General features: G+C 75.6%; 21 protein-coding genes. 17 read left to right on the forward strand and 4 right to left on the reverse strand.

The features are described from left to right. Nucleotides 1-73 precede the first annotated feature (73 nt). Nucleotides 74-928: a helix-turn-helix transcriptional regulator gene (locus Q0967_RS13565; RefSeq protein WP_298750101.1), complete on the forward strand. Its 855-nt coding sequence runs from the start codon at nucleotides 74-76 to the stop codon at nucleotides 926-928. Between the two features lie 3 nt (nucleotides 929-931). On the opposite strand, the gene Q0967_RS13570 is transcribed toward Q0967_RS13565, so the two are convergent. Both Q0967_RS13570 and Q0967_RS13575 read right to left on the reverse strand, forming a co-directional pair. Next, entirely contained in the window at nucleotides 932-1,333 is a 402-nt protein-coding gene (locus tag Q0967_RS13570) for an ankyrin repeat domain-containing protein (RefSeq protein ID WP_298750103.1), read from the reverse strand. A gap of 75 nt (nucleotides 1,334-1,408) precedes the next feature. Continuing rightward, a complete protein-coding gene (locus Q0967_RS13575) occupies nucleotides 1,409-2,350 on the reverse strand; it encodes a cation diffusion facilitator family transporter (protein ID WP_298750104.1) in 942 nt (313 codons plus the stop codon). 237 nt (nucleotides 2,351-2,587) lie between these two features. Between Q0967_RS13575 and Q0967_RS13580 the strand changes: the two genes are divergently transcribed. Beyond that, on the forward strand, nucleotides 2,588-3,367 hold the full coding sequence (locus tag Q0967_RS13580) for a HEAT repeat domain-containing protein (RefSeq protein WP_298750106.1): 780 nt from the start codon (nucleotides 2,588-2,590) through the stop codon (nucleotides 3,365-3,367). Between the two features lie 112 nt (nucleotides 3,368-3,479). Beyond that, nucleotides 3,480-4,703: an AAA family ATPase gene (locus Q0967_RS13585; RefSeq protein WP_298750107.1), complete on the forward strand. Its 1,224-nt coding sequence runs from the start codon at nucleotides 3,480-3,482 to the stop codon at nucleotides 4,701-4,703. Between the two features lie 37 nt (nucleotides 4,704-4,740). Here the strand turns inward: Q0967_RS13585 and Q0967_RS13590 are convergent, their stop codons facing one another. After that, the gene (locus tag Q0967_RS13590) at nucleotides 4,741-5,565 is read right to left on the reverse strand and encodes an SGNH/GDSL hydrolase family protein (RefSeq protein ID WP_298750108.1); all 825 of its coding nucleotides are present in this window, start codon (nucleotides 5,563-5,565) and stop codon (nucleotides 4,741-4,743) included. Nucleotides 5,566-5,706: 141 nt separating this feature from the next. Next, on the reverse strand, nucleotides 5,707-5,979 hold the full coding sequence (locus Q0967_RS13595; protein ID WP_058892695.1) for an HU family DNA-binding protein: 273 nt from the start codon (nucleotides 5,977-5,979) through the stop codon (nucleotides 5,707-5,709). A 175-nt stretch (nucleotides 5,980-6,154) separates the two neighbouring features. Here Q0967_RS13595 and Q0967_RS13600 point away from each other — a divergent pair, with 175 nt between their 5' ends. The 14 genes from Q0967_RS13600 to Q0967_RS13665 all read left to right on the forward strand — a co-directional run bounded on the left by Q0967_RS13600 (nucleotide 6,155) and on the right by Q0967_RS13665 (nucleotide 19,459). Further along, a complete protein-coding gene (locus Q0967_RS13600) occupies nucleotides 6,155-6,685 on the forward strand; it encodes a hypothetical protein (RefSeq protein ID WP_298750115.1) in 531 nt (176 codons plus the stop codon). Between the two features lie 8 nt (nucleotides 6,686-6,693). Continuing rightward, the gene (locus tag Q0967_RS13605) at nucleotides 6,694-7,590 is read left to right on the forward strand and encodes an aminotransferase class I/II-fold pyridoxal phosphate-dependent enzyme (protein WP_298750117.1); all 897 of its coding nucleotides are present in this window, start codon (nucleotides 6,694-6,696) and stop codon (nucleotides 7,588-7,590) included. A gap of 286 nt (nucleotides 7,591-7,876) precedes the next feature. Then, nucleotides 7,877-8,905 carry an ABC transporter substrate-binding protein gene (locus Q0967_RS13610; RefSeq protein ID WP_298750119.1) on the forward strand — a complete coding sequence of 343 codons (1,029 nt, stop codon included), beginning with the start codon at nucleotides 7,877-7,879 and terminating at the stop codon, nucleotides 8,903-8,905. Nucleotides 8,906-8,918: 13 nt separating this feature from the next. Beyond that, a complete protein-coding gene (locus Q0967_RS13615) occupies nucleotides 8,919-9,998 on the forward strand; it encodes an iron ABC transporter permease (RefSeq protein ID WP_058892699.1) in 1,080 nt (359 codons plus the stop codon). Further along, the gene (locus Q0967_RS13620) at nucleotides 9,995-10,924 is read left to right on the forward strand and encodes an ABC transporter ATP-binding protein (RefSeq protein WP_298750122.1); all 930 of its coding nucleotides are present in this window, start codon (nucleotides 9,995-9,997) and stop codon (nucleotides 10,922-10,924) included. The genes Q0967_RS13615 and Q0967_RS13620 overlap by 4 nt, the downstream gene beginning before the upstream one ends. Beyond that, on the forward strand, nucleotides 10,921-11,541 hold the full coding sequence (gene cobO, locus Q0967_RS13625; protein WP_299450551.1) for a cob(I)yrinic acid a,c-diamide adenosyltransferase: 621 nt from the start codon (nucleotides 10,921-10,923) through the stop codon (nucleotides 11,539-11,541). The genes Q0967_RS13620 and cobO overlap by 4 nt, the downstream gene beginning before the upstream one ends. Further along, entirely contained in the window at nucleotides 11,542-13,170 is a 1,629-nt protein-coding gene (locus Q0967_RS13630; RefSeq protein ID WP_298750126.1) for a cobyric acid synthase, read from the forward strand. Further along, nucleotides 13,167-13,928: an adenosylcobinamide amidohydrolase gene (locus Q0967_RS13635; protein ID WP_298750128.1), complete on the forward strand. Its 762-nt coding sequence runs from the start codon at nucleotides 13,167-13,169 to the stop codon at nucleotides 13,926-13,928. Before Q0967_RS13630 ends, Q0967_RS13635 begins: the two co-directional genes overlap by 4 nt. Then, complete coding sequence (locus Q0967_RS13640) at nucleotides 13,925-15,016, forward strand: CobD/CbiB family cobalamin biosynthesis protein (protein ID WP_299450555.1); 1,092 nt, start codon at nucleotides 13,925-13,927, stop codon at nucleotides 15,014-15,016. The genes Q0967_RS13635 and Q0967_RS13640 overlap by 4 nt, the downstream gene beginning before the upstream one ends. Then, on the forward strand, nucleotides 15,013-15,537 hold the full coding sequence (gene cobU, locus Q0967_RS13645) for a bifunctional adenosylcobinamide kinase/adenosylcobinamide-phosphate guanylyltransferase (protein WP_298750130.1): 525 nt from the start codon (nucleotides 15,013-15,015) through the stop codon (nucleotides 15,535-15,537). Before Q0967_RS13640 ends, cobU begins: the two co-directional genes overlap by 4 nt. Nucleotides 15,538-15,542: 5 nt before the next feature. After that, a complete protein-coding gene (gene cobT, locus Q0967_RS13650; RefSeq protein WP_298750133.1) occupies nucleotides 15,543-16,691 on the forward strand; it encodes a nicotinate-nucleotide--dimethylbenzimidazole phosphoribosyltransferase in 1,149 nt (382 codons plus the stop codon). 6 nt (nucleotides 16,692-16,697) lie between these two features. Then, on the forward strand, nucleotides 16,698-17,447 hold the full coding sequence (gene cobS / locus Q0967_RS13655; protein ID WP_298750135.1) for an adenosylcobinamide-GDP ribazoletransferase: 750 nt from the start codon (nucleotides 16,698-16,700) through the stop codon (nucleotides 17,445-17,447). A gap of 98 nt (nucleotides 17,448-17,545) precedes the next feature. Next, a complete protein-coding gene (locus tag Q0967_RS13660; protein ID WP_298750137.1) occupies nucleotides 17,546-18,469 on the forward strand; it encodes a metallophosphoesterase in 924 nt (307 codons plus the stop codon). A 27-nt stretch (nucleotides 18,470-18,496) separates the two neighbouring features. Beyond that, nucleotides 18,497-19,459: an aminoglycoside phosphotransferase family protein gene (locus Q0967_RS13665; protein ID WP_298750139.1), complete on the forward strand. Its 963-nt coding sequence runs from the start codon at nucleotides 18,497-18,499 to the stop codon at nucleotides 19,457-19,459. Nucleotides 19,460-19,499: the final 40 nt, after the last annotated feature.

A 19,499-nucleotide genomic window follows, 5' to 3' on the forward strand; every position in this document is an offset into this window, starting at 1 on the left:
GCATCCAAGGTTCGCTGGTCCGGGGATCGTCGGTCCCTGGATCGGGGCGCCACGAGGGGGGAGGATGAGGCCCGTGATGGATCGCGCCGGCCTCGCCGACTTCCTGCGGCACCGTCGGCAGTCGCTGCAGCCGGAGGACGTCGGTATGCCGCGGGGGCCGCGGCGACGCACCGCCGGGCTGCGCAGGGAGGAGGTGGCGGTGCTGTGCCACATGTCCCCCGACTACTGGTCCCGCCTCGAGCAGGAGCGGGGCCCCCGGCCGTCGGCGCAGATGGTGGGCTCGATCGCGCAGGGTCTGCACCTCACCGTCGCCGAGCGGGACCACCTCTTCCGACTGGCCGGGCACCCACACCCGCCGGCCGCCTCGGCCGGGATGCACATCAGCCCCGGTGTGCTCCGCATCCTGGACCGGTTGTCCGACACCCCGGCCGAGGTCGTCACCGAGCTGGGCGAGACGCTGCGCCAGACCCCCGTGGGGGTGGCCCTGCTCGGCGACCTCACCCGGTTCACCGGTCCAGAACGCAGCATCGGCTACCGCTGGTTCGCGCTGCCCGGTGCCCGCGACGTCTACCCGGAGGAGGACCACGCCTCCTACTCCCGGCTCTACGCCTCCGGGCTGCGCGGCGTGGTGGGGCTGCGCGGGCCGGGGTCCCGCGCGGCGGACCTCGCGACCCTCCTGCTGGCGTCCAGCGAGGAGTTCCGGGAGGTCTGGGAACGGCAGGAGGTCGGCCTCCAGCCGCCGGAGACGAAGCGCTACCGGCTCCCGTCCGTCGGCGACATCGAGCTGAACTGCCAGGTCATGCTCGCCCCGGCGCAGGCGCAGACGCTGCTGGTCTACACCGCCGCACCGGGCAGCGAGAGCCACGCGAAGCTGGAGCTGCTGTCGGTCCTGGGAGCCGAGGGCGCGGAGGGCGTGCGGGCGACCTAGGTCTCAGGCCTCCCGGGCGAGCAGGTCCTCGCGGCCGAACATCGCCGCGGTCTCACGGGCGGTGGGCTGGCCGGCGTCCGGGCTGGCGCCGTGCCGCAGCAGGACGTCCACCACCTCCGACTCCCCCTTGAAGACCGCGCCGGCCAGCGGCGACTGCCCACGGTCGTTGAGGCGGTCGACGTCGCCGCCGCGGCGGGCCAGCTCGTCGACGGCCCCCGGGTGCCCGTGGTAGGCCGCCAGCATGAGCAGGGTGTTGCCGGCCGGGTCGGTGAGGTCGACCGGGGCCCCGGCGTCGACGTAGGCCGCGAGGCGGTCGGCGTCCCCCGCCCGCGCCAGGTCGAAGAGGGCGTGTGCGAGGTCGACGACCTCGGGGGCGGGGGTGTCCGGGCCGAGCTGGTCGTTCATGCCCGCGAGCCTACGTGCCGAGGCGCCGGGGCCGGCGGCGGTGCCCGGGGGACCAGGGGCCCGGGGCAGCGGGGCTCAGGGGTGGTGGGCCTGCTCGTGACCCCCGTGCTGCCGGGGCTCCAGCTGGAAGGTCGAGTGCTCCACGCTCACGTCGAAGTGCCCCGCGACGCAGGACTGCAGCGCGTCCAGCAGCTGGGGGGCGTGGCCGTCGCGGAAGCACCCGTCCTCGACGACCACGTGGGCGCTGAGGACCGGCGTCCCGGTGCCGATGCGCGAGACGTGCAGGTCGTGCACGTCGAGGACGTGGTCGACCCCGAGCAGGTGCTCGCGCAGCTCCGGCAGCGACAGCCCCGGGGGCACCGACTCCAGCAGGACGCTGCCCGCCTCCCGCAGGATCGTCACCGCCCGGGGCAGGATGAGCAGCGCGATGAGCACGCCCGCAACCGCGTCCGCCCGCGTCCACCCCAGGGTCTGGATGAGTACGGCCGAGACGATGACCGCGACCGAGCCCAGCGCGTCGGCCACGACCTCGAGGAAGGCGGCGCGCAGGTTGAGGTTGGCGTGGCGCCCGCCGGCCAGGACGAGCATCGCGACGAGGTTGCCGAGCAGACCCACCACGCCGAAGACGAGCAGCAGACCACCGGCCACCTCGGCCGGCTCGTCGGCGAGCAGCCGTCGCACGCCCTCGACGAGGGCATACCCGCCGACCCCCAGCAGGACCGTCGCCTGGGCACCGGCACCGAGGACCTCGGCGCGGGCATACCCCCACGTCCGACGCTCGGACGGGGGCCGCGTCATGAGACGGGCGGCGGTCAGGGCGATGAGCAGGCCGCCGGCGTCGGTGAGCATGTGGCCGGCGTCGACGAGCAGCGCGAGGCTCCCCGTGACGAACGCGCCGACGACCTCGGCGACGAGGATCGTGGCGGTGACGGCGAAGGCGACCAGCAGCCGCGTCGTGCTGGCACCCGCCCCGTGGTCGTGGCCGTGGGCGGCGGCCTCTCCCTGCCCTGCGCTCATGCCCCGATCGTCCCACCGGGCGCCGCACCTGGGTGCCCCCACCCCCACCGAGCGCCGCACCTGGGTGCCCCCACCCCCACCGAGCGCCGCATCTGGTTGCCCCCACCCCGACCGAGCGCCGCATCTGGTTGCCCCCACCCCGACCGAGCGCCGCATCTGGTTGCTTGACCCTCACGCCGGGTAAGGAATGACCCTGGTCCTGCACGCGTTGCCCGACCCGAACCCGAGGAGAGAGCTGTGAGCACGCTGGAGCAGGCGCGACGCGCCGTGTACGACGTCGACCCCACCGTCCGCCAGAAGGCGGCGGTCCACCTGGGCACGCACGGGGACGAGTCCCTCACCCCGGAGCTGGTGGCGCTGCTCGTGGCGGAGCCGGACTTCTTCGTCCGCGAGACCCTGACGTGGGCGGTCGTGCGCCGCCCCGGGGCGGCGCTGCCCCACCTGGTCGAGGCGCTGGACGGCGCACCCGGGGCACGGGTCCAGGTCCTGCACGCGCTGAGCAAGATCCAGGCCCCGGAGGCGGTGCCGCACATCCTGCCGTTCGCCGACGACGCGGACCCGCGGGTGGCGATGAAGGCTTGGTGGGCCCTGGGCCGCACGGGCACCCCCGAGGCCGCGCCCGCCCTCCTGCCGCACCTGGGGCAGGGCGGTGAGGAGCAGCAGCGCGAGCTCGCGCGGGCCTTCGAGCAGCTGGGCGCTCCCGGCGTGCCCGGGCTCGCGGAGGCGGTGGCCGACGGTGACGGCACCGTCCGCCGTCACGCGGCCCAGACCCTCGTCCTCGTCGGCGACCCCGCCGCCCGCCCCGCGGCTCCCGCGCTGGCGGCCATGGCCGAGACCGACGAGAAGGACAACGCCCTGGTGGCGCTCGAGGCCCTGGCCGCCCTCGACGAGCCGTGCGTCGGGCCGGCCCTGGAGCGGCTGCGCGACGGGGACGACCGGTTCCGCTCGATGACCGCGCAGTGGCTGCTCGCCGACCGCGCCGAGCGTGGTCTGGACGGGGCCTCGCGGGGCGGGTGACGGCATACCCCTCCGGCGTCCGCGGGCCGCGGCGTCCCGCTGCCGCGGGATCGACCGCGGCGCACGCCGGCGCCGGGGTGGGTGTGTCGGTCGCCCTGCCTAGGGTGGCGCCATGTACGCGACGGTCGCGGTCTACGGCTACCGCTCGCTGCGGGACGTGGTGCTGCCGCTGGGCCGGCTGACCGTCGTCACCGGGGCGAACGGCTCGGGCAAGAGCAGCCTCTACCGCGCGCTGCGCCTCCTCGGCGCCTGCGGTCGCGGTGAGGCGGTTCGGGCGCTCGCGCAGGAGGGGGGTCTGGCGTCGGCGCTGTGGGCCGGACCCGAGTCCCTGGCCCAGGCCCGGCGCGGCCACGAGGTGCAGGGGACCACGCGCTCCGGCCCGGTCGGCGTGCGCCTCGGCGTCGGTGGTGCCGGGCCGGACCTGTCCTACCTCGTCGACCTCGGCATCCCCGTGCAGGGGGGCTCGGCCTTCGACCGCGACCCCGAGCTGAAGCGCGAGGCGGTGTGGCGCGGCCCGGTCATGCGGCCGGCGACCCTGGCCGCCCGCCGCAAGCACCACGCGGTCGAGCTGCGCGACGAGGACGGCCGGTGGGCGAAGGCGCCGGTGTCGGTGCCGCCGTGGTCCAGCATGCTCACCGACGTCGTGGACCCGCTCGAGGCGCCCGAGCTGTGGGCGGTCCGCGAGGAGCTGCGCACCTGGCGGTTCTACGATGGCTTCCGGGTCGACGCCGGGGCACCGTCACGGCGGCCCCAGGTCGGCACCCGGACGTGGGCGCTGGCCGAGGACGGCGGCGACCTGGCCGCCGCGCTGCAGACCATCCGGGAGGACTCCGGGGCCGAGCTGGACGCGGCGGTCGAGGACGCCTTCGACGGCGCGACGCTGGACGTGGCCGTGACCGACGGGCTCTTCGACGTGGCGTTGCACCAGCCCGGCATGCTGCGCCCGCTGCGCTCGGCGGAGCTCTCCGACGGCACGCTGCGCTATCTGCTCTGGCTCGCCGCGCTCCGCACCCCGGTGCCGCCGCGGCTGCTGGCCCTCAACGAGCCGGAGACGAGCCTGCACCCGAGCCTGGTCGCCCCCCTGGCGCGGGCGGTCGCCGCGGCGTCCCGGCGCGCGCAGGTGGTGCTCGTGACCCACTCGCAGGCCATGGTCGAGGCCCTCGCCGCCGCGGTGCGCGACTCCGCCGGCCTCGCCGGGGACCCGCGGGACCTGGATCCCGACCCGGGCGAGGTGCCGGCGATGCGGCTGCACGAGCTCACCAAGGACCTCGGCGAGACCCGCGTGGTGGGGCAGGGGATGCTGTCGACACCCAGCTGGGAGTGGGGTCGCCGCTGACCGGCACGGGGCGAGGCGTCGGGCTCGCGGCTGATCGTCAGGGGGCGGGGCGCTCGACCGGGGCGAGCTGCGGCCGCTTCGGCACCCGCCCGTCACCGGAGCTCTCGCGTCGGATGCGACGGCGGATCCAGGGCCGCAGGTGGGTCGCCACCCACTCGCGGTCGGCCTGCAACGACTCGATCCGCCCCAGCGGCGGTGCCGGGTCCAGCGGCGTGACCCAGTCGTCGTCCTGCTCCAGGCCCAGGGTCCACAGCGCCTGCGCGGCGATCCGGGTATGCCCCTCGCTGCTGAAGTGGATGCGGTCCGGTCCCCACATGCGGGCGTCGTGCAGGGCCCGCAAGGTGTAGATGTCGACGACGAAGGCTCCGGTGCGCTGCCCGACCGCCCACAGGTTGGCGGTGTACTCGACCATCCGCGGGTGCACCCGGTTGACCAGCGGCGCCCAGGACACGTCGGGCGCGGTGACGAGCAGCACGTCGGCGCCGGTCTCCCGGATCTGCACCACCGCCCCCTCCAGGCGGTCCATGACGGCCCGCAGCGAGACCCGTGGGCGCAGCACGTCGTTGCCCCCGGCGGACAGGCTGACCAGGTCCGGGTGGAGGGCGAGCGCGGCAGGCAGCTGCTCGCTGATCACGGCGTCGATGAGGCGCCCGCGGATGGCCAGGTTGGCGTAGCCGAAGGGCACTTCCAGCGCCGCGTTGCGGGCGGCCAGGGCGGCGGCCACCCGGTCGGCCCAGCCGACGTAGCGGTCCTGGGTGGGTTCGGTCGTGTCGGGATCGTCCAGGCCCTCGGTGAACGAGTCCCCCAGGGCCACGAACCGCTCCCAGACGCGCGTCTGCGGTGCGTCAGGACGGACGGGCATACCTCAAGGATAGGAAACCGGTGCTTTCTTGGGGAGGACCTGGCGGATCATGTCGCCGGCAGCCGTGCCGGCCCTCCCCGGGCATGCCGACGCCCGGCCGGCCACGAGGGCCGACCGGGCGTCGGAAGCGTGAGACTCAGCTCAGGAGACGCGCTCCTTGAGCTTGGAGCCGGCCTTGAACGCCGGGGCCTTGCTCGCGGCGATCTGGATCTCCTCGCCGGTCTGCGGGTTGCGGCCGGTGCGGGCCGAGCGCTCGCGGACCTCGAAGGTGCCGAAGCCGGGGAGGGAGACCTTCTCGCCCTTGGCGAGCTCGGCGGAGATGGCCTCGAGGACGGAGTTGACGACCTTGTCGGCGGCGGCCTGGGTCATGCCCGCCTCGCGCGCGACGGCCTCGACGATAACCTTCTTGCTCATTGGTGACTGCCTTTCGTAGAGCCAATGGATCCGCCACACCGTAGGCAGACCAGCGCGCGTTTTGCCAACTACGGAGCCCGGCGCGTCGCGGAATTCCGCGCCTCGGCGGGGTGTCGCAGGTGTCGTCGGCCCGACCTGCGCCCCTTCGCAGCCACCCGCACCTAGGGTCGGGGTCGTGATCCACCCCTACCGCATCGGCAGCATCATCGGCCTCGTCGGGGCCACCGTCTTCGTCCTCGCCAACCGCGGCGCGCTCCCCGGGGCGTGGCCGGTGGTGGCCCTGGTCGGCTACCTGGTGGCCGCCGCCGGCTACGTCTGGGCGGTGTGGGTGCGTCCCGCATCGAGCCTCCCGGCCGGTCGACCGCCGCGACGGCACGCCGGCCTGGTCTACCTGGCGTCCGTGGCCGGCATGCTGCTCGTCTTCGCCCTCGGTCGTCCGGTGCTGGCCCAGGCCGGCCGCGAGGAGCTCATGCCCGCCCTGGTGGCCGCGGGCGTGGGCCTGCACTTCATCCCCTTCGCCGCAGCGTTCCGCGCGCCCGTGTTCCTCACCCTGGGGTGGCTGCTCGCCGCGATCGGGGTCGTCGGTCTCGTGGTCGGGTGGCTCGGCGGGGGTGCCGTCGCGGCGGCCGCGGCCGCCGTCACCGCCGGTGTCGTGATGCTGGTGGTCATGGGCCTGGGGGCCCTGGCGGGTGGGCGCGAGGCATGACGGCAGGTATGCCGTCGGTCCCGCCCGCGGGGTCGCACGGCGGGGACGGGCCGGCGGTGGCCCGCGCGCTCGGGCTGGACCCGGCCGACCTGCTGGACCTCAGCCAGACGATGAACCCGTTCGCACCGCCCGCCGGGCCGATGCTGCAGCGACACCTGGACGCGCTGGGCCGCTATCCCGACCCGAGGGCGGCGACCGCCGAGCTCGCGGCGGCCCTCGGTGTGGAGCCCGAGCGGCTCCTGCTCACCAACGGCGGCAGCGAGGCGATCCACCTGGTCGCGGCCGAGCTGGGCGGCGGCGTGCGCAGCGAGCCGGACTTCGGACTGCACCCGCGCTCCCCTGACGGCCCGCGCTGGCGCAGCGACCCGCACAGCCCGAGCGGCCACCTCGCCGGACCGCACGACCGGGCCGACGTGTGGGACGAGGCGTTCTACGCGCTCGCCACCGGTCGCTGGACCGCGGGCCGCGAGGACTGCCGGGTCACGGTCGGCTCGCTCACCAAGACCTTCGCCTGCCCCGGTCTGCGCCTGGGGTATGCCGTCGCCGACCCCGACCTCGTCGCCCGGCTCCGCACCCGGCAGCCGCACTGGTCGGTGAGCAGCCTCGCCCTCGCCGTGCTGCCCGACCTGCTCGCCGCCGCCGACCTGCGGGGGTGGGCGGACGGCATACGGTCGCTGCGGGGGGAGCTCGCGGACCTGCTCGCCGCGCACGGGTTGCGGGTGGACGCGGCCGACGCGCCCTGGGTGCTCGTGCACCGGCCCGGGCTGCGCGAGGCGTTGGCCCCGCACGGGGTCCTGGTCCGCGACTGCACCAGCTTCGGTATGCCTGGCGTCGCCCGCGTCGCCGTCCCCGACGCCGGTGGGCTGGAGCGGCTGGAGCGGGCCCTCGACGCACCGCACCCGTGACCGACCGCGCGTCCGGTGCGGCCCCGGCGCGCGTCCGGTGCGGGGAGGGGGGTGGGTGTCCTAGACTGACGCGCGTCGTGCAGACGAAGTCCGGTGAGAACCCGGCACTGTCCCGCAACGGTGGAGTCGCCCGAGCCTTCTGTCGAGGAGGCGTGTGGCGGCCGAGTCCGGTCGAACTGCCCGGCGATCCGACACCACATGCCCTCGAGGACCTAGGGCCGGTTCGGACGGCGGACGCCCGTCCCGTCGCTCGAGCGGAACCTCCCTCGACCGACAGGAGACTTTCATGAGCATCCGTCCCCCCTTCCGTCTGGCCGGCGCCCTCGCGCTCGGCCTGACCCTCGCCGCCTGCGGCGGGGACAGCACCGACAGCGCCTCCGAGGACACCGCGGCCGAGCAGAGCGACACCGGCGCCGAGGGCTCCGACGACGCCACCAGCGACGACGCCGCGTCGTCCGAGGACATGGACGACATGGATGACCCGGGCAGCTTCCCGGTCACCGTCGACACCGCCGCCGGTGAGGTGACGATCGAGGAGCAGCCGCAGCGGATCGTCTCGCTGTCCCCCTCGGCCACCGAGATCCTCTTCGCCATCGGCGCCGGCGACCAGGTCGTCGCCGCCGACGCCTTCTCCACCTACCCGGAGGAGGCGCCGACCACCGACCTGTCCGGGTACGAGCCCAACGTCGAGGCGATCGCCGGCTACGAGCCGGACCTCGTCGTCATCTCCGGGGACACCGCCGACCTCACCGCCTCCCTCGAGGCGCTGGACATCCCGGTCATCGACAACCCGGCCCCGACGACGATCGAGGACGGCTGGGACGGCATGGCCGCCCTCGGCATCGCGACCGGGCACCCGGACGAGACCGCCGACGCGGTCGCCGACCTGCGCCAGCAGGTGGAGGACGCCTTCGCCGACGCCCCCGAGGGCGTCGAGGGCCTGCGGGTCTACCACGAGCTGGACGACACCTTCTTCTCCGCGAGCAGCAACAGCTTCATCGGCGACGTCTACGCCCAGTTCGGCGCGGTCAACATCGCCGACGAGGCCGACGCCGACGGCACCGGCTACCCGCAGCTGACCGAGGAGGCCATCATCGAGGCCGACCCGCAGCTCATCGTCATCACCGACCAGGTGTCCTACACCGCCGAGGACGTCGCGAACCGGCCCGGCTGGTCCGAGGTCGCCGCGGTCCAGAACGACAACATCGTCACCGTCTCGGCCGACATCTCCTCGCGCTGGGGGCCCCGCCTGCCGCAGCTGGTGAGCACCCTGGCCGACGCCATGACCCAGGTGGACGAGCCGGCGAACGGCTGAGACGGCATACCGGATGACGACCCGCACCCACGCGCCCACCGATGCGCTCGACGAGGCCGCCGACCGCGCCTTCCGGCTCTCGGTGCCCGCGCTCCTGGGGTGCACGGCCCTGCTGCTCCTCGCGATCCTGGCCTCGGCCACGCAGGGGGCGGCAGGGCTGCCGGTCGAGGGGGTGGTCCGCGCTCTCGTCGGCGCCCTCCCCGGCGTCGAGCTGACGCAGACGCTCAGCACCGCCCAGGAGGCGGTGCTGTGGCAGATCCGGCTGCCCCGCACCATCCTCGCCGCGCTCGTCGGGGCCAGCCTGGCCATGGCGGGCGCCGGCTACCAGGGCGTGTTCCGCAACCCGCTGGCCGACCCCTACCTGCTCGGCGTCTCGGCCGGGGCGGGGCTCGGCGCGGTCCTCGCGCTGGGCTTCGGGCTCGACCTGGCGTGGGGGCCCATCGCCGCGCTGCCGATGGCCGCCTTCGTCGGGGCCGTGCTCGCGGTCGCCGGCTCGGTCCTGGTGGCGCGGGGGTCGTTCCGCGACCCGGCGACCCTGCTGCTGGCCGGTGTCGCGATGGCGGCGCTCTTCTCCGCCACCCAGACGTATGCCCTCACCCGGCTCGACGAGACCCGCGCCCGCGAGGTCCTCTCCTGGCTCTTCGGCCGGCTCGCGACGCACGGCTGGGGCCCGGTGACGCTGCTGCTGCCCTACGTGCTGCTCGCCGGGGCGGTGCTGTGGCTGCACGCACGCCACCTCGACGTGCTGCGCCTCGGTGACGACGAGGCCCGCTCGCTCGGCCTGTCCCCCGCGCGGTCCCGGCTCGTCGTGGTCGCCGCCGCGACGCTCATCACGGCGGCTGCCGTGTCGGTGAGCGGGCTCATCGCCTTCGTCGGGCTGGTCACCCCGCACCTGGTCCGGCTGCTCGTGGGTCACTCCTACCGGCTCATCGTGCCGCTCTCGGCGATCCTCGGCGGGGCCTTCCTCGCGACCGTCGACATCGGCGCCCGCACCCTCGTCGCCCCGGCCGAGCTGCCGGTCGGCGTCATCACCGCCTTCGTCGGCGCCCCCTTCTTCTGCGTCGTCCTGTGGCGACGTAAGGCCGACTCGTGAGCACCCAGCGGTTGCACCCGGCCCACGCCCTGCGCACCCGCGACGTGCGGGTCTCCTTCGCCGGCACCGAGGTCGTCGCCGGGGTCGACCTCGACCTGCGGGCCGGCGAGTGGCTCGGGCTCATCGGGCCCAACGGCTCGGGCAAGTCGACCTTCCTGCGCTCCCTCGTGCGGCTCGTGCCTCGCACCGGCACCGTGGAGCGCGGCGACGGCACCCCGCCGGGGCCCACCGACCTCTCCCTCATGCCCCAGTCGCCCGAGCTCCCGCCGGGGATGCCCGTGGTGGAGTACGTCCTCCTCGGTCGCACCGCCCACCTGGGCTGGCTCTCCATGGAGTCGCGGACCGACCGGCGCATCGCCACCGACGTGCTGCGCCGCCTCGGGCTCGCGTCCTTCGCCGGCCGACCGGTCCGCAGCCTCTCCGGCGGGGAGGCCCAGCGGGTCGTCATCGCCCGCGCCCTGGTGCAGCAGAGCCCGGTCCTGCTGCTCGACGAGCCGACCAGCGCGCTCGACGTGGGCCACCAGGTCGAGGTGCTCGAGCTGGTCGACGAGCTGCGCCGCGAGGACGGCCTGACGGTGGTGGCGGCCATGCACGACCTCGGGATGGCGGCGCGGTACGCCGACCGGCTCCTCCTCCTCGAGCGCGGCGCCCCGGTGGCGCTCGGCACCCCCGACGACGTCCTCGAGGACAGCCTGCTCAGCCGGGTCTACCACCACCCGGTGCGCGTCCACCGGCTCGACGGCCACCTCGTCGTGCTCCCGCAGGCGCGGGCACCGCATACCCCGGTCTCGGCGCCCATCCCCCTGCCCGACCGGGCCAACCCGCCACCCCACGCCCGTTCTGGACATAGAGATCTGGGCGACGGGTCCCAGAAACCTACGTCCAGAAGGCGTGGTCCCGCAGGTCCCCACGAGGAGGTCTCATGAGCCAGAGCGGCAGCGACGAGCAGGAAGCGCGGGCGGGCGCGAGCGAGGAGCACGGCGAGCCGCGGACGGAGCGGCCCTACGACCGCCGCAAGCTGCGCTCGGCGCCCTCGCTCGTGCTCGTCAACACCGGGCACGGCAAGGGCAAGTCCATCGCGGCCTTCGGCACGCTGCTGCGCAGCCGGGGCCGCGACTGGCCCACCGCGTGCGTGCAGTTCCTCAAGTCCGGAAAGTGGCGGACCGGCGAGGAGGCCATGCTGCGCCACCTGGGGGTGGAGTGGTTCAGCGCGGGCGACGGCTTCTCCTGGGACAGCACCGACCTCGACGAGAGCCGCGCCAAGGCGGTCGCGGCGTGGGACTTCAGCGCCGGGCTCATCGCCGCCGGGGAGCACAGGATGGTCTTGCTCGACGAGATCTCCTACCCGATGAACTGGGGCTGGATCGAGGTGGACGCCGTCGTCGACGCGCTGCGCGGCCGGCCGCAGGACGTCAGCGTCTTCCTCACCGGCCGGGAGATGCCGCAGCCGGTCATCGACGTCGCCGACACGGTCACGGAGATGGTGGCGGTGAAGCACGCCTTCCAGCAGGGGATCCGGGCTCGGCGCGGGATCGACTACTAGGTGGGCGCGCTGCTCGTCGCCGGTGCCACGAGCGGCGCCGGCAAGTCCACGGTCACCGCGGCGCTGTGCCGCGCCCTGGCCCGGCGCGGCGTGGACGTCGCGCCGTTCAAGGCGCAGAACATGTCCAACCACAGCGCCGTCACCCCCGACGGCGGTGAGATCGGTCGGGCGCAGGCGATGCAGGCGCTCGCCGCCCGGATCGAGACCGACCGCCGCATGGGGCCGGTCCTGCTCAAGCCCTCCGGCATGCGCTCGCACGTCGTCGTGCTCGGCGACGAGGTCGCCGTCGACGACGCGGTGGGGTATGGCGCCCGCGCCCGCTCCCTGCGACCGACCGTCCTCGAGGCGCTCACCTCGCTGCGGCGCGAGCACGCGGTCGTCGTCGCCGAGGGCGCCGGCGGGGCGGCCGAGCCGAACCTGCTCGACCGCGACGTCGTCAACCTGCCGCTCGCCGCGGCGGCCGGGATGCCGGCCGTGCTCGTGGTCGACATCGACCGCGGCGGCGCCTTCGCCGCGGCCTACGGCACCTGGGCGCTGCTGCCGGAACGGCTGCGGTCCTGCCTGCGCGGGGTCGTCCTCAACGGGATGCGCGGCGACGTCTCCCTGCTCGACCCGGCGGTGCGCGACCTCGAGGCGCGCACCGGCATCCCCGTCCTCGGCGTGCTCCCCCACCTGGGCGAGCACCTCATGCTCGGCGTCGAGGACTCCCTGGACCTGCGCGCAGCGGGCCGGCCCTCGCCCGGGGAGGGGTCGGGCGAGGGCCGCCCGCTGCGCGTGGGCGTGGTCGCGCTGCCGCACCTGGCCAACCCCTCCGACCTGGACCCGCTCGTCCTGGAGCCCTCGGTGGAGCTGCGGTGGGCCTCGCGCCCGGGCGACCTGCTGGACGTCGACCTGGTCCTCGTCCCCGGCACGCGGGCCACGCTCGCCGACCTCGCCTGGCTCCGCGAGAGGGGGCTCGCCGAGGCGATCGTGCGCCTGGCCCGGGAGGAGGGCGGGCCGCACGTGGTCGGCATCTGCGGGGGCTACCAGATGCTCGGGGTGGAGATCGAGGACGACGGCGTCGAGGCGACCTCCCCTCACCCCGACCGAGCGCCGCAGACGGTGGGCCCCGACCCCGACCGAGCGCCGCAGATGGTGAACCCCCACCCCGACCGAGCGCCGCAAATGGTGGGCCCTGCCCAGGCCGTGCCGGGGCTCGGCCTGCTGCCCGTGTCGACCCGCTTCACCCGGCCCAAGGTGGTGTGCCGGGTACTCGGCCGGGTCGCGGGCGGGTCCTCGGCGGTGTCCGGCTACCAGATCCACCTCGGCCGCGTGACCCCGCACGAGGGCGCCGCGCCCTGGCTGGACCTCCACGGCACCGGGGACGAGGGGTGCCTCACCCCGGACCACCGGGTGCGCGGCACCACCGTGCACGGCGTGCTCGACGAGGACGCCCTGCGGCACGCCCTCCTCGGCGCGGTCGCCACCGTCCGGGGCCGGGACGTCGACCCCTCGCCGGTGCCCTACGCCGACGCCCTGGACGCCCACCTGGAGCATCTCGCCGACTGGGTCGAGGCGCATCTCGACCTCGACGCCGTGCTGGCGCTGGCCACGGAGGCCGCGCCCGTCGGCCAGGAGCCCGGGTGGTGAGCGCCGGTGGGATGGGCGCCTCCCAGGAGAGCGCCGACGGGCCGGGCTACCGGGTCGAGGACGCCGCGCGGGCTCTGGTCTGGGAGGTCCCGGCCGGCTGGGTGGCGCTGAGCTCGGCGTCCGTCGGCGGCGGGCTCGTGCGGCCGCGGTGGGTGACCAACCTCATGGTGGACGACGGCTTCGACCGGACCGACCTGGCCGCGTATGCCGACGAGCGGGCGGCCGAGCTGGGCCTCACCGGACCCGGCACGACCCTCCTGACGGCGGCGGACGTGCGGCAGGTCGCGACGGCCGAGGTGGAGGGGGTGCGGTGCTGGGCGACCGTGGGCGTGACCAAGCCGACCTGGGCGGTGGCTCCCGCCGCAGGACCGGGCTCACCCGCCGAGCGCGTCGGCGAGGCGCCCCCACCTCCGGGGACGATCAACGTCGTCGTCGCGCTGCCGGTGGCGCTCAGCACGTCCGCGCTGGTCCAGGCGCTCGGGACGATCACCGAGGCCAAGGCGCAGGTCCTCGTGCAGGCCGGGGTGCCGGGGACGGGCACCGCCAGCGACGCCGTCGCGATCCTGTGCCCGGAGGTCCCGGAGGGGGTCCTCGACGATCCCTGCGGGCCCGCCGAGGCGTTCGCCGGCGTGCGCTCGGCGTGGGGGCAGCGGGTCGCCCGGGCCGTGCACGCCGCGGTGGCCGCCGGGCTGGCGGCACACCCCTGGCGAGCGGACTCCGTGGCCGGTGGTGCGGGCGGGGCCGGAGTGGTGTGGTGAGCATCCCTCCTGACCGCCGGTCGGCCACTCCTACCCAGAAGGTGCTCCTGTGCGGTGATGCATCACGACACAGGAACACCTTCTGCGCAGGAGTCGCGAGGGACGGCTCGGACCTGGCGCGCCGCGGGCTCGGCGTCGCGGCCGGACTGCTCCTCGACCGGGCCCTCGGTGAGCCGCCGGACGCATGGCACCCGGTGGCGTGGTTCGGGACGGCCATGGGTCGCGTCGAGCACCTCACCTACGCCGACCGTCGCACCGCCGGGGCGGGGTATGCCGTCGTCGGCGCCGGCCTCGGCGCTCTCGCCGGCGCGGCGCTGGCCCGGCTCGGCCGGGCGGGCCTGGCCACCGCGGTCGGGGTGGCGAGCGCCGGCCGGATGCTGCGGCACACCTCCCGGCAGGTCGAGGCGAGGCTCGTCGCCGGGGACCTGGAGGGCGCCCGGGAGCGCCTCCCCTGGCTGGTCGGGCGCGACCCGCGCGGTCTGGACGAGGCCGGCGTCAGCGCCGCCGTCGCCGAGTCGCTCGCGGAGAACACCGTCGACGCCGTCGTCGCCCCGGCGGTCTGGGGGCTGCTGGCCGGGGCACCGGGGGTCCTCGTGCACCGGGCGGTCAACACGATGGACGCCATGGTCGGGCACCGCAGCCCGAGGTATGCCCGCTTCGGCACTGTCGCCGCGCGCGCCGACGACGTCATGGCCTGGGTGCCGGCCCGCGTCTTCGCGGGGCTGGTGGCGCTGGACACCGGGCTGCTCACCCTCGTCGGGGCCCTGCGCGGGCTGCCGCCCGTGGGACCGTCGGCCCGCACGGTCCTGGCGACCGTGCGGCGGGACGCACCCGCCCACCCCTCCCCGAACGCCGGGGTCGCCGAGAGCGCGGTCGCGGGGGCGCTCGGCGTCGAGCTCGGCGGTCCGCTGGTGTATGCCGGTCGCCGCGAGGAGCGGCCCACCCTCGGCTCCGGACCGCGGCCCGGTCCGGCGGACATCGCCCGGGCGCGCCGGCTCGTCGACCGGGTGGAGGGCGCCGTCGTGCTCCTCGCCGTGGCACTGTGGGCAGCGGACCGTGACCGAGCCTCGAGGAGGGGATCCCGATGACGCTCACCTTCCTCACCGGCGGCGCGCGCAGCGGCAAGTCGGCGCTCGCCGTCCGTCGCGCGCGGCGCAGCGGGCGGCCGGTGGTCTTCGTCGCCACCGGGCAGGCCGGCGACGAGGAGATGGCCGACCGGATCGCCCGCCACCAGGCCGAACGCCCCGAGGGGTGGAGCACCGTCGAGGCACCCGTCGACCTGGTCGACGCCTGCGCGGCGCTCGACCCCGGGGCCTGCGTCGTCGTCGACTGCCTCAGCCTGTGGGTCTCCAACCTCATGGAGCACGGCGACGACGAGGCGGCCACCCTCGACCGGGCCCGGGCCCTGGCGGGGTGGGCGGCGGCCTACGACGGCATGGTCCTCGTCGTGACCAACGAGGTCGGCCTCGGGATCGTCCCCATGCACCCCGTGTCGAGGGGATACCGTGACCGTCTGGGTCGGGTCAACGCCGTCCTGGCCCGGGATGCCGGTCTGGCCCAGCTGGTCGTGGCCGGACGGACCCTGACCCTCGACCCGCAGGAGGACTGAACCCCATGGCCGACACCGAGCAGAGCGCCGACCGCGCCCTGATCGAGCGCACGATCGCCGCGATCGGAGGCCCGGACCACGAGAGCTCGGCGGCGGTCGCCCGCGCCTTCGACGGCAAGGTGAAGCCGCTGCACAGCCTGGGCCGGCTCGAGGCCCTGGCCGCGCGGGTCGCGGGCATCCAGCGGACCACGACCCCCCGGGTCGACTCGCCGGTCGTCCTCGTCTGCGCCGCCGACCACGGGATCGCGCGGACCGGGGTCAGCGCCTACCCCCAGGAGGTCACGGCGCAGATGCTCGCCGCCTTCACCGGCGGGCGCGCGGCCGTGTCGATCCTCGCGCACCAGGCCGACGCGCAGCTCGTCGTCGCAGACCTCGGGGTGATCGAGCCGCCGCAGCTGCACCCCCCGCACACATATGCCGCCGTGCTGGACCGGCGGGTGCGCGCCGGCACCGACAACAGCGCCGAGGGCCCGGCGATGACCCGTGCCGAGGCCGAGCAGGCGGTCGCGGCGGGGATCCGGCTGGCCGAGGAGCTCATCGAGGGTGGCGCCGACCTCATCGCCCTCGGCGAGATGGGGATCGGCAGCACGACCACCGCCAGCGTCCTGACCTCCGCCATCCTCGACCGCGACCCGGCCCGCGTCGTCGGGGCCGGCACCGGCGTGGAGGGCGAGGCGCTCGCGCACAAGGTCGAGATGGTCGACGCCGTGCTGGCGCGGCACGAGGACGTCGAGGACCCGTGGGACGTGCTGGCCGCCATGGGCGGGCTGGAGATCGCCGCGCTTGCGGGGGTGGCCCTCGGCTGCGCCTCGCGCCAGGTGCCCGCGCTGCTGGACGGCTTCATCAGCACCGCAGGCGCCCTGGTGGCCTGGCGGCTGGCCCCGGCCGCGGCGGACGCCATGATCGCCGCGCACCGCTCCACCGAGCCCGGCCACACCATGCAGCTGCAGGAGATGGGGCTGACCCCGCTGCTCGACCTGGAGATGCGGCTCGGGGAGGCCAGCGGCGCGGCCCTGGCGATCCCGCTCGTCCGCTCCAGCCTGGCGCTGCTGCAGGACATGGGCGACCTGGCCGACCTCGGGCGGGACGACGCCGCGCCCGACGACGCGCCGCCCCTCGGTGCACCCGACGGCGCGCCGCCGCACGGCGGCTGACGACCGATGATCGGCGGGCTGCGGGACGCGACGAGCTTCCTCACCCGGGTGCCGGTGCCGGCGCGTCAGGGCTTCGACCTGGCCGGCGCCGCGTGGGCGTTCCCCGTGGTGGGCGCCGGGGTCGGGGCGGTCGTGGGTCTCGTCGCCTGGTCCGGCCACCTGCTGCTGCCGACGCTCGTGGCGGCGACCCTCGCCGTGCTCGTCGAGGTCTTGCTCACCGGGGCGCTGCACCTGGACGGCCTGGCGGACTGCGCCGACGGCTGCGGCGGGCACGACCGGGCCACCCGGCTGCGCATCATGAAGGACCACGCCGTCGGGGTCTACGGCGCGGCGGCGGTCGTGCTGGCGCTGCTGCTGCAGGTCGCCGCGGTGCACGCGCTGCTGGGGGCGCTCGACGGGTGGGGTGTCGTCGCCGTCCTCGCCTCGGTCGGCGCTCTCTCGCGCTCGGCCATGCTCCCCGTGGCGCTGCGGCTGCCCTCGGCCCGGCCGGAGGGGACCGCGGGGCCGCTCGTGCGCGGGTTGCTGCCCGGCCAGGTCCTGGTGGCCGGTGTCCTGGGCGCGCTGTCGACGGTGCTGCTCTGGCCGGTGGGGGCGTGGGTCGCCCTGGCCGTCCTGCTCGCCGCGTTCACCACCCCGTGGCTCGTCGAGGTGTGGGCGGACCGGATGCTCGGCGGGGCCACCGGGGACGTGCTCGGCGCCACGGCGGTGCTCACCCAGGTGGCCGGGTTGCTCGCCGCGCTCGCGGTGCTGGGCTGACCGGGCTGACCCCGGGCTGACCCCGGGCTGACCCGGGCTGACGACCTGGGGTCGTGGCGCCGGGTCGACGTGGGCCGCGCACGGCATACATTGGCGGCGTGAGCACACCCCTGTTCGGCCAGTACCCGGCCCCCCTGCGCACCGTCGCGCACGTCAGCGACACCCACCTGCTGGGCGACGGTGCCCGCCAGTTCGGCGCCATCGACACCACCGCCCACGCCCGGGAGGCCCTCGAGCGGCTCACCCGGCTCGACCCCGCGCCGGACGCGATCGTGGTCACCGGCGACCTCGCCGACCAGGGCGAGGCGGGGGCATACCGCGAGCTCCGGGCGATGACGGAGCCGCTCGCGACCGACCTGGGCGCGCAGGTCGTCTGGGTCATGGGCAACCACGACGAGCGCACGGTCTACGCCGCCGAGCTCTTCGGTCGCGAGGCCGGGGTCGACGAGCCGCAGGACGCGGTCTACGACGTCGGCGGCCTGCGGGTGGTCTCCCTCGACACGACGGTGCCCGGCTACCACCACGGCGAGCTGCGCGAGGAGCAGCTGCACTGGCTGGCCGAGGTGCTCGCCACGCCCGCCGAGCACGGCACGATCCTGGCGCTGCACCACCCGCCGATCCCGGTGCCGATGGTGCCCGCCGCCGCCATCATCGAGCTGCTCGACCAGGACCGGCTGGCCGCCGTGCTGGAGGGCAGCGACGTCGTCAGCATCCTCGGCGGGCACTTCCACTTCTCCTCGCACTCCACCTTCGCCGGGATCCCGGTGAGCGTGGCCGCGGCGACGTGCTACCTCGAGGACCCGGCGCCGCTCGGTCGCTTCACCTCGGCGATCGACGCGCACCAGTCCGTCAACGTCGTGCACGTGTATGCCGACCGCGTCGTCCACACGATCGTGCCCGTCGCGGCGGCACCGGAGGTCAAGGGGCACCCGCTCGAGGTGGTCGAACAGCTCGCCGCGCTGACCCCCGAGCAGCGACGCGAGATGATCTCGCGCAAGGGCGCGCGGAGCGCGGAGGACTGAGCCGGGCGGGCGACCTAGGGTGGGCCGGTGCCCGACCTCATCCCCGCCGCCTTCGCCGACCTGGTCCGCGACCGGCCCGCCGACGAGGTGCTGGGTGCGCTGCCCGACCGGGCCGGGCTGCCCCGTGCCGTCGACGGCGCCAGCTGGCTCGACGACCTGCCCGGGCTGGTCCACCGGCTGCTCGCCGACTGGCGGCTGAGCGTCACCGGGGCCAGCCGGCACGGCGAGTGCGCGCTCGTGGTGCCGGTGCGACGGCACACCGGGGAGACGGCGGCGCTCAAGGTGACCTGGCCGCACGCCGAGTCCCGCCACGAGCACCTGGCGCTGCGGGCCTGGGACGGCCGGGGTGCCGTCCGTCTGCTGGCCGCGGAACCCTCCTCCTCCGCGCTGCTCCTCGAGGGTCTGGACGCGGACCGGTGCCTGCGCGAGCGGCCGCTGCTCGAGGCGTGCGAGGTCGTCGGCCTGCTGATGCGCGAGCTGGACCAGCCGGCCCTGCCGCGGATCGACGCGGTGGCGACGAAGGCGCAGCGGTGGGCCGAGCAGCTCGCCCGCCCCACCCCGAGCGTCCCCCGGCGGCTCACCGAGCAGGCGGCCGGGACCCTGCCCGACCTGCTCGCCTCACCCGGCCCGCCGTCGCTGGTGCACGAGGACCTGCACGACCTCAACGTCCTCGCGCCGCTGCCAGGTGCGTCGGACCGTGGCGACTGGCTGGCGATCGACCCCAAGCCGGTCGCCGGAGAGTGGGCGTATGCCGTCGCGCCGGTCGTCTGGAACCGCGCCGAGGAGGCCGCCCGGGCGAGCAACCTGCGCATTCACGCCCGGCTGCGCGCCGACGTCGTCGCCGAGGCGGCCGGCCTGGACGAGGACCGGGTGCGCGCCTGGACCTTCGTCCGGCTGGTGCTCAACGCGGTGTGGGCCGCGCCGTACGCGCCCGCCTCCGACGGCTTCCGGGCGCGGATGATCGCCCTGGCCAAGGCCTTCACCGACTGAGGCCACGCCGCGGTGACTGGCTGAGCGCCCGGGCGGCCAC

It is taken from the genome of uncultured Serinicoccus sp., assembly GCF_947500995.1.
In the GTDB taxonomy this organism is placed as follows: Bacteria; Actinomycetota; Actinomycetes; order Actinomycetales; family Dermatophilaceae; genus Ornithinicoccus.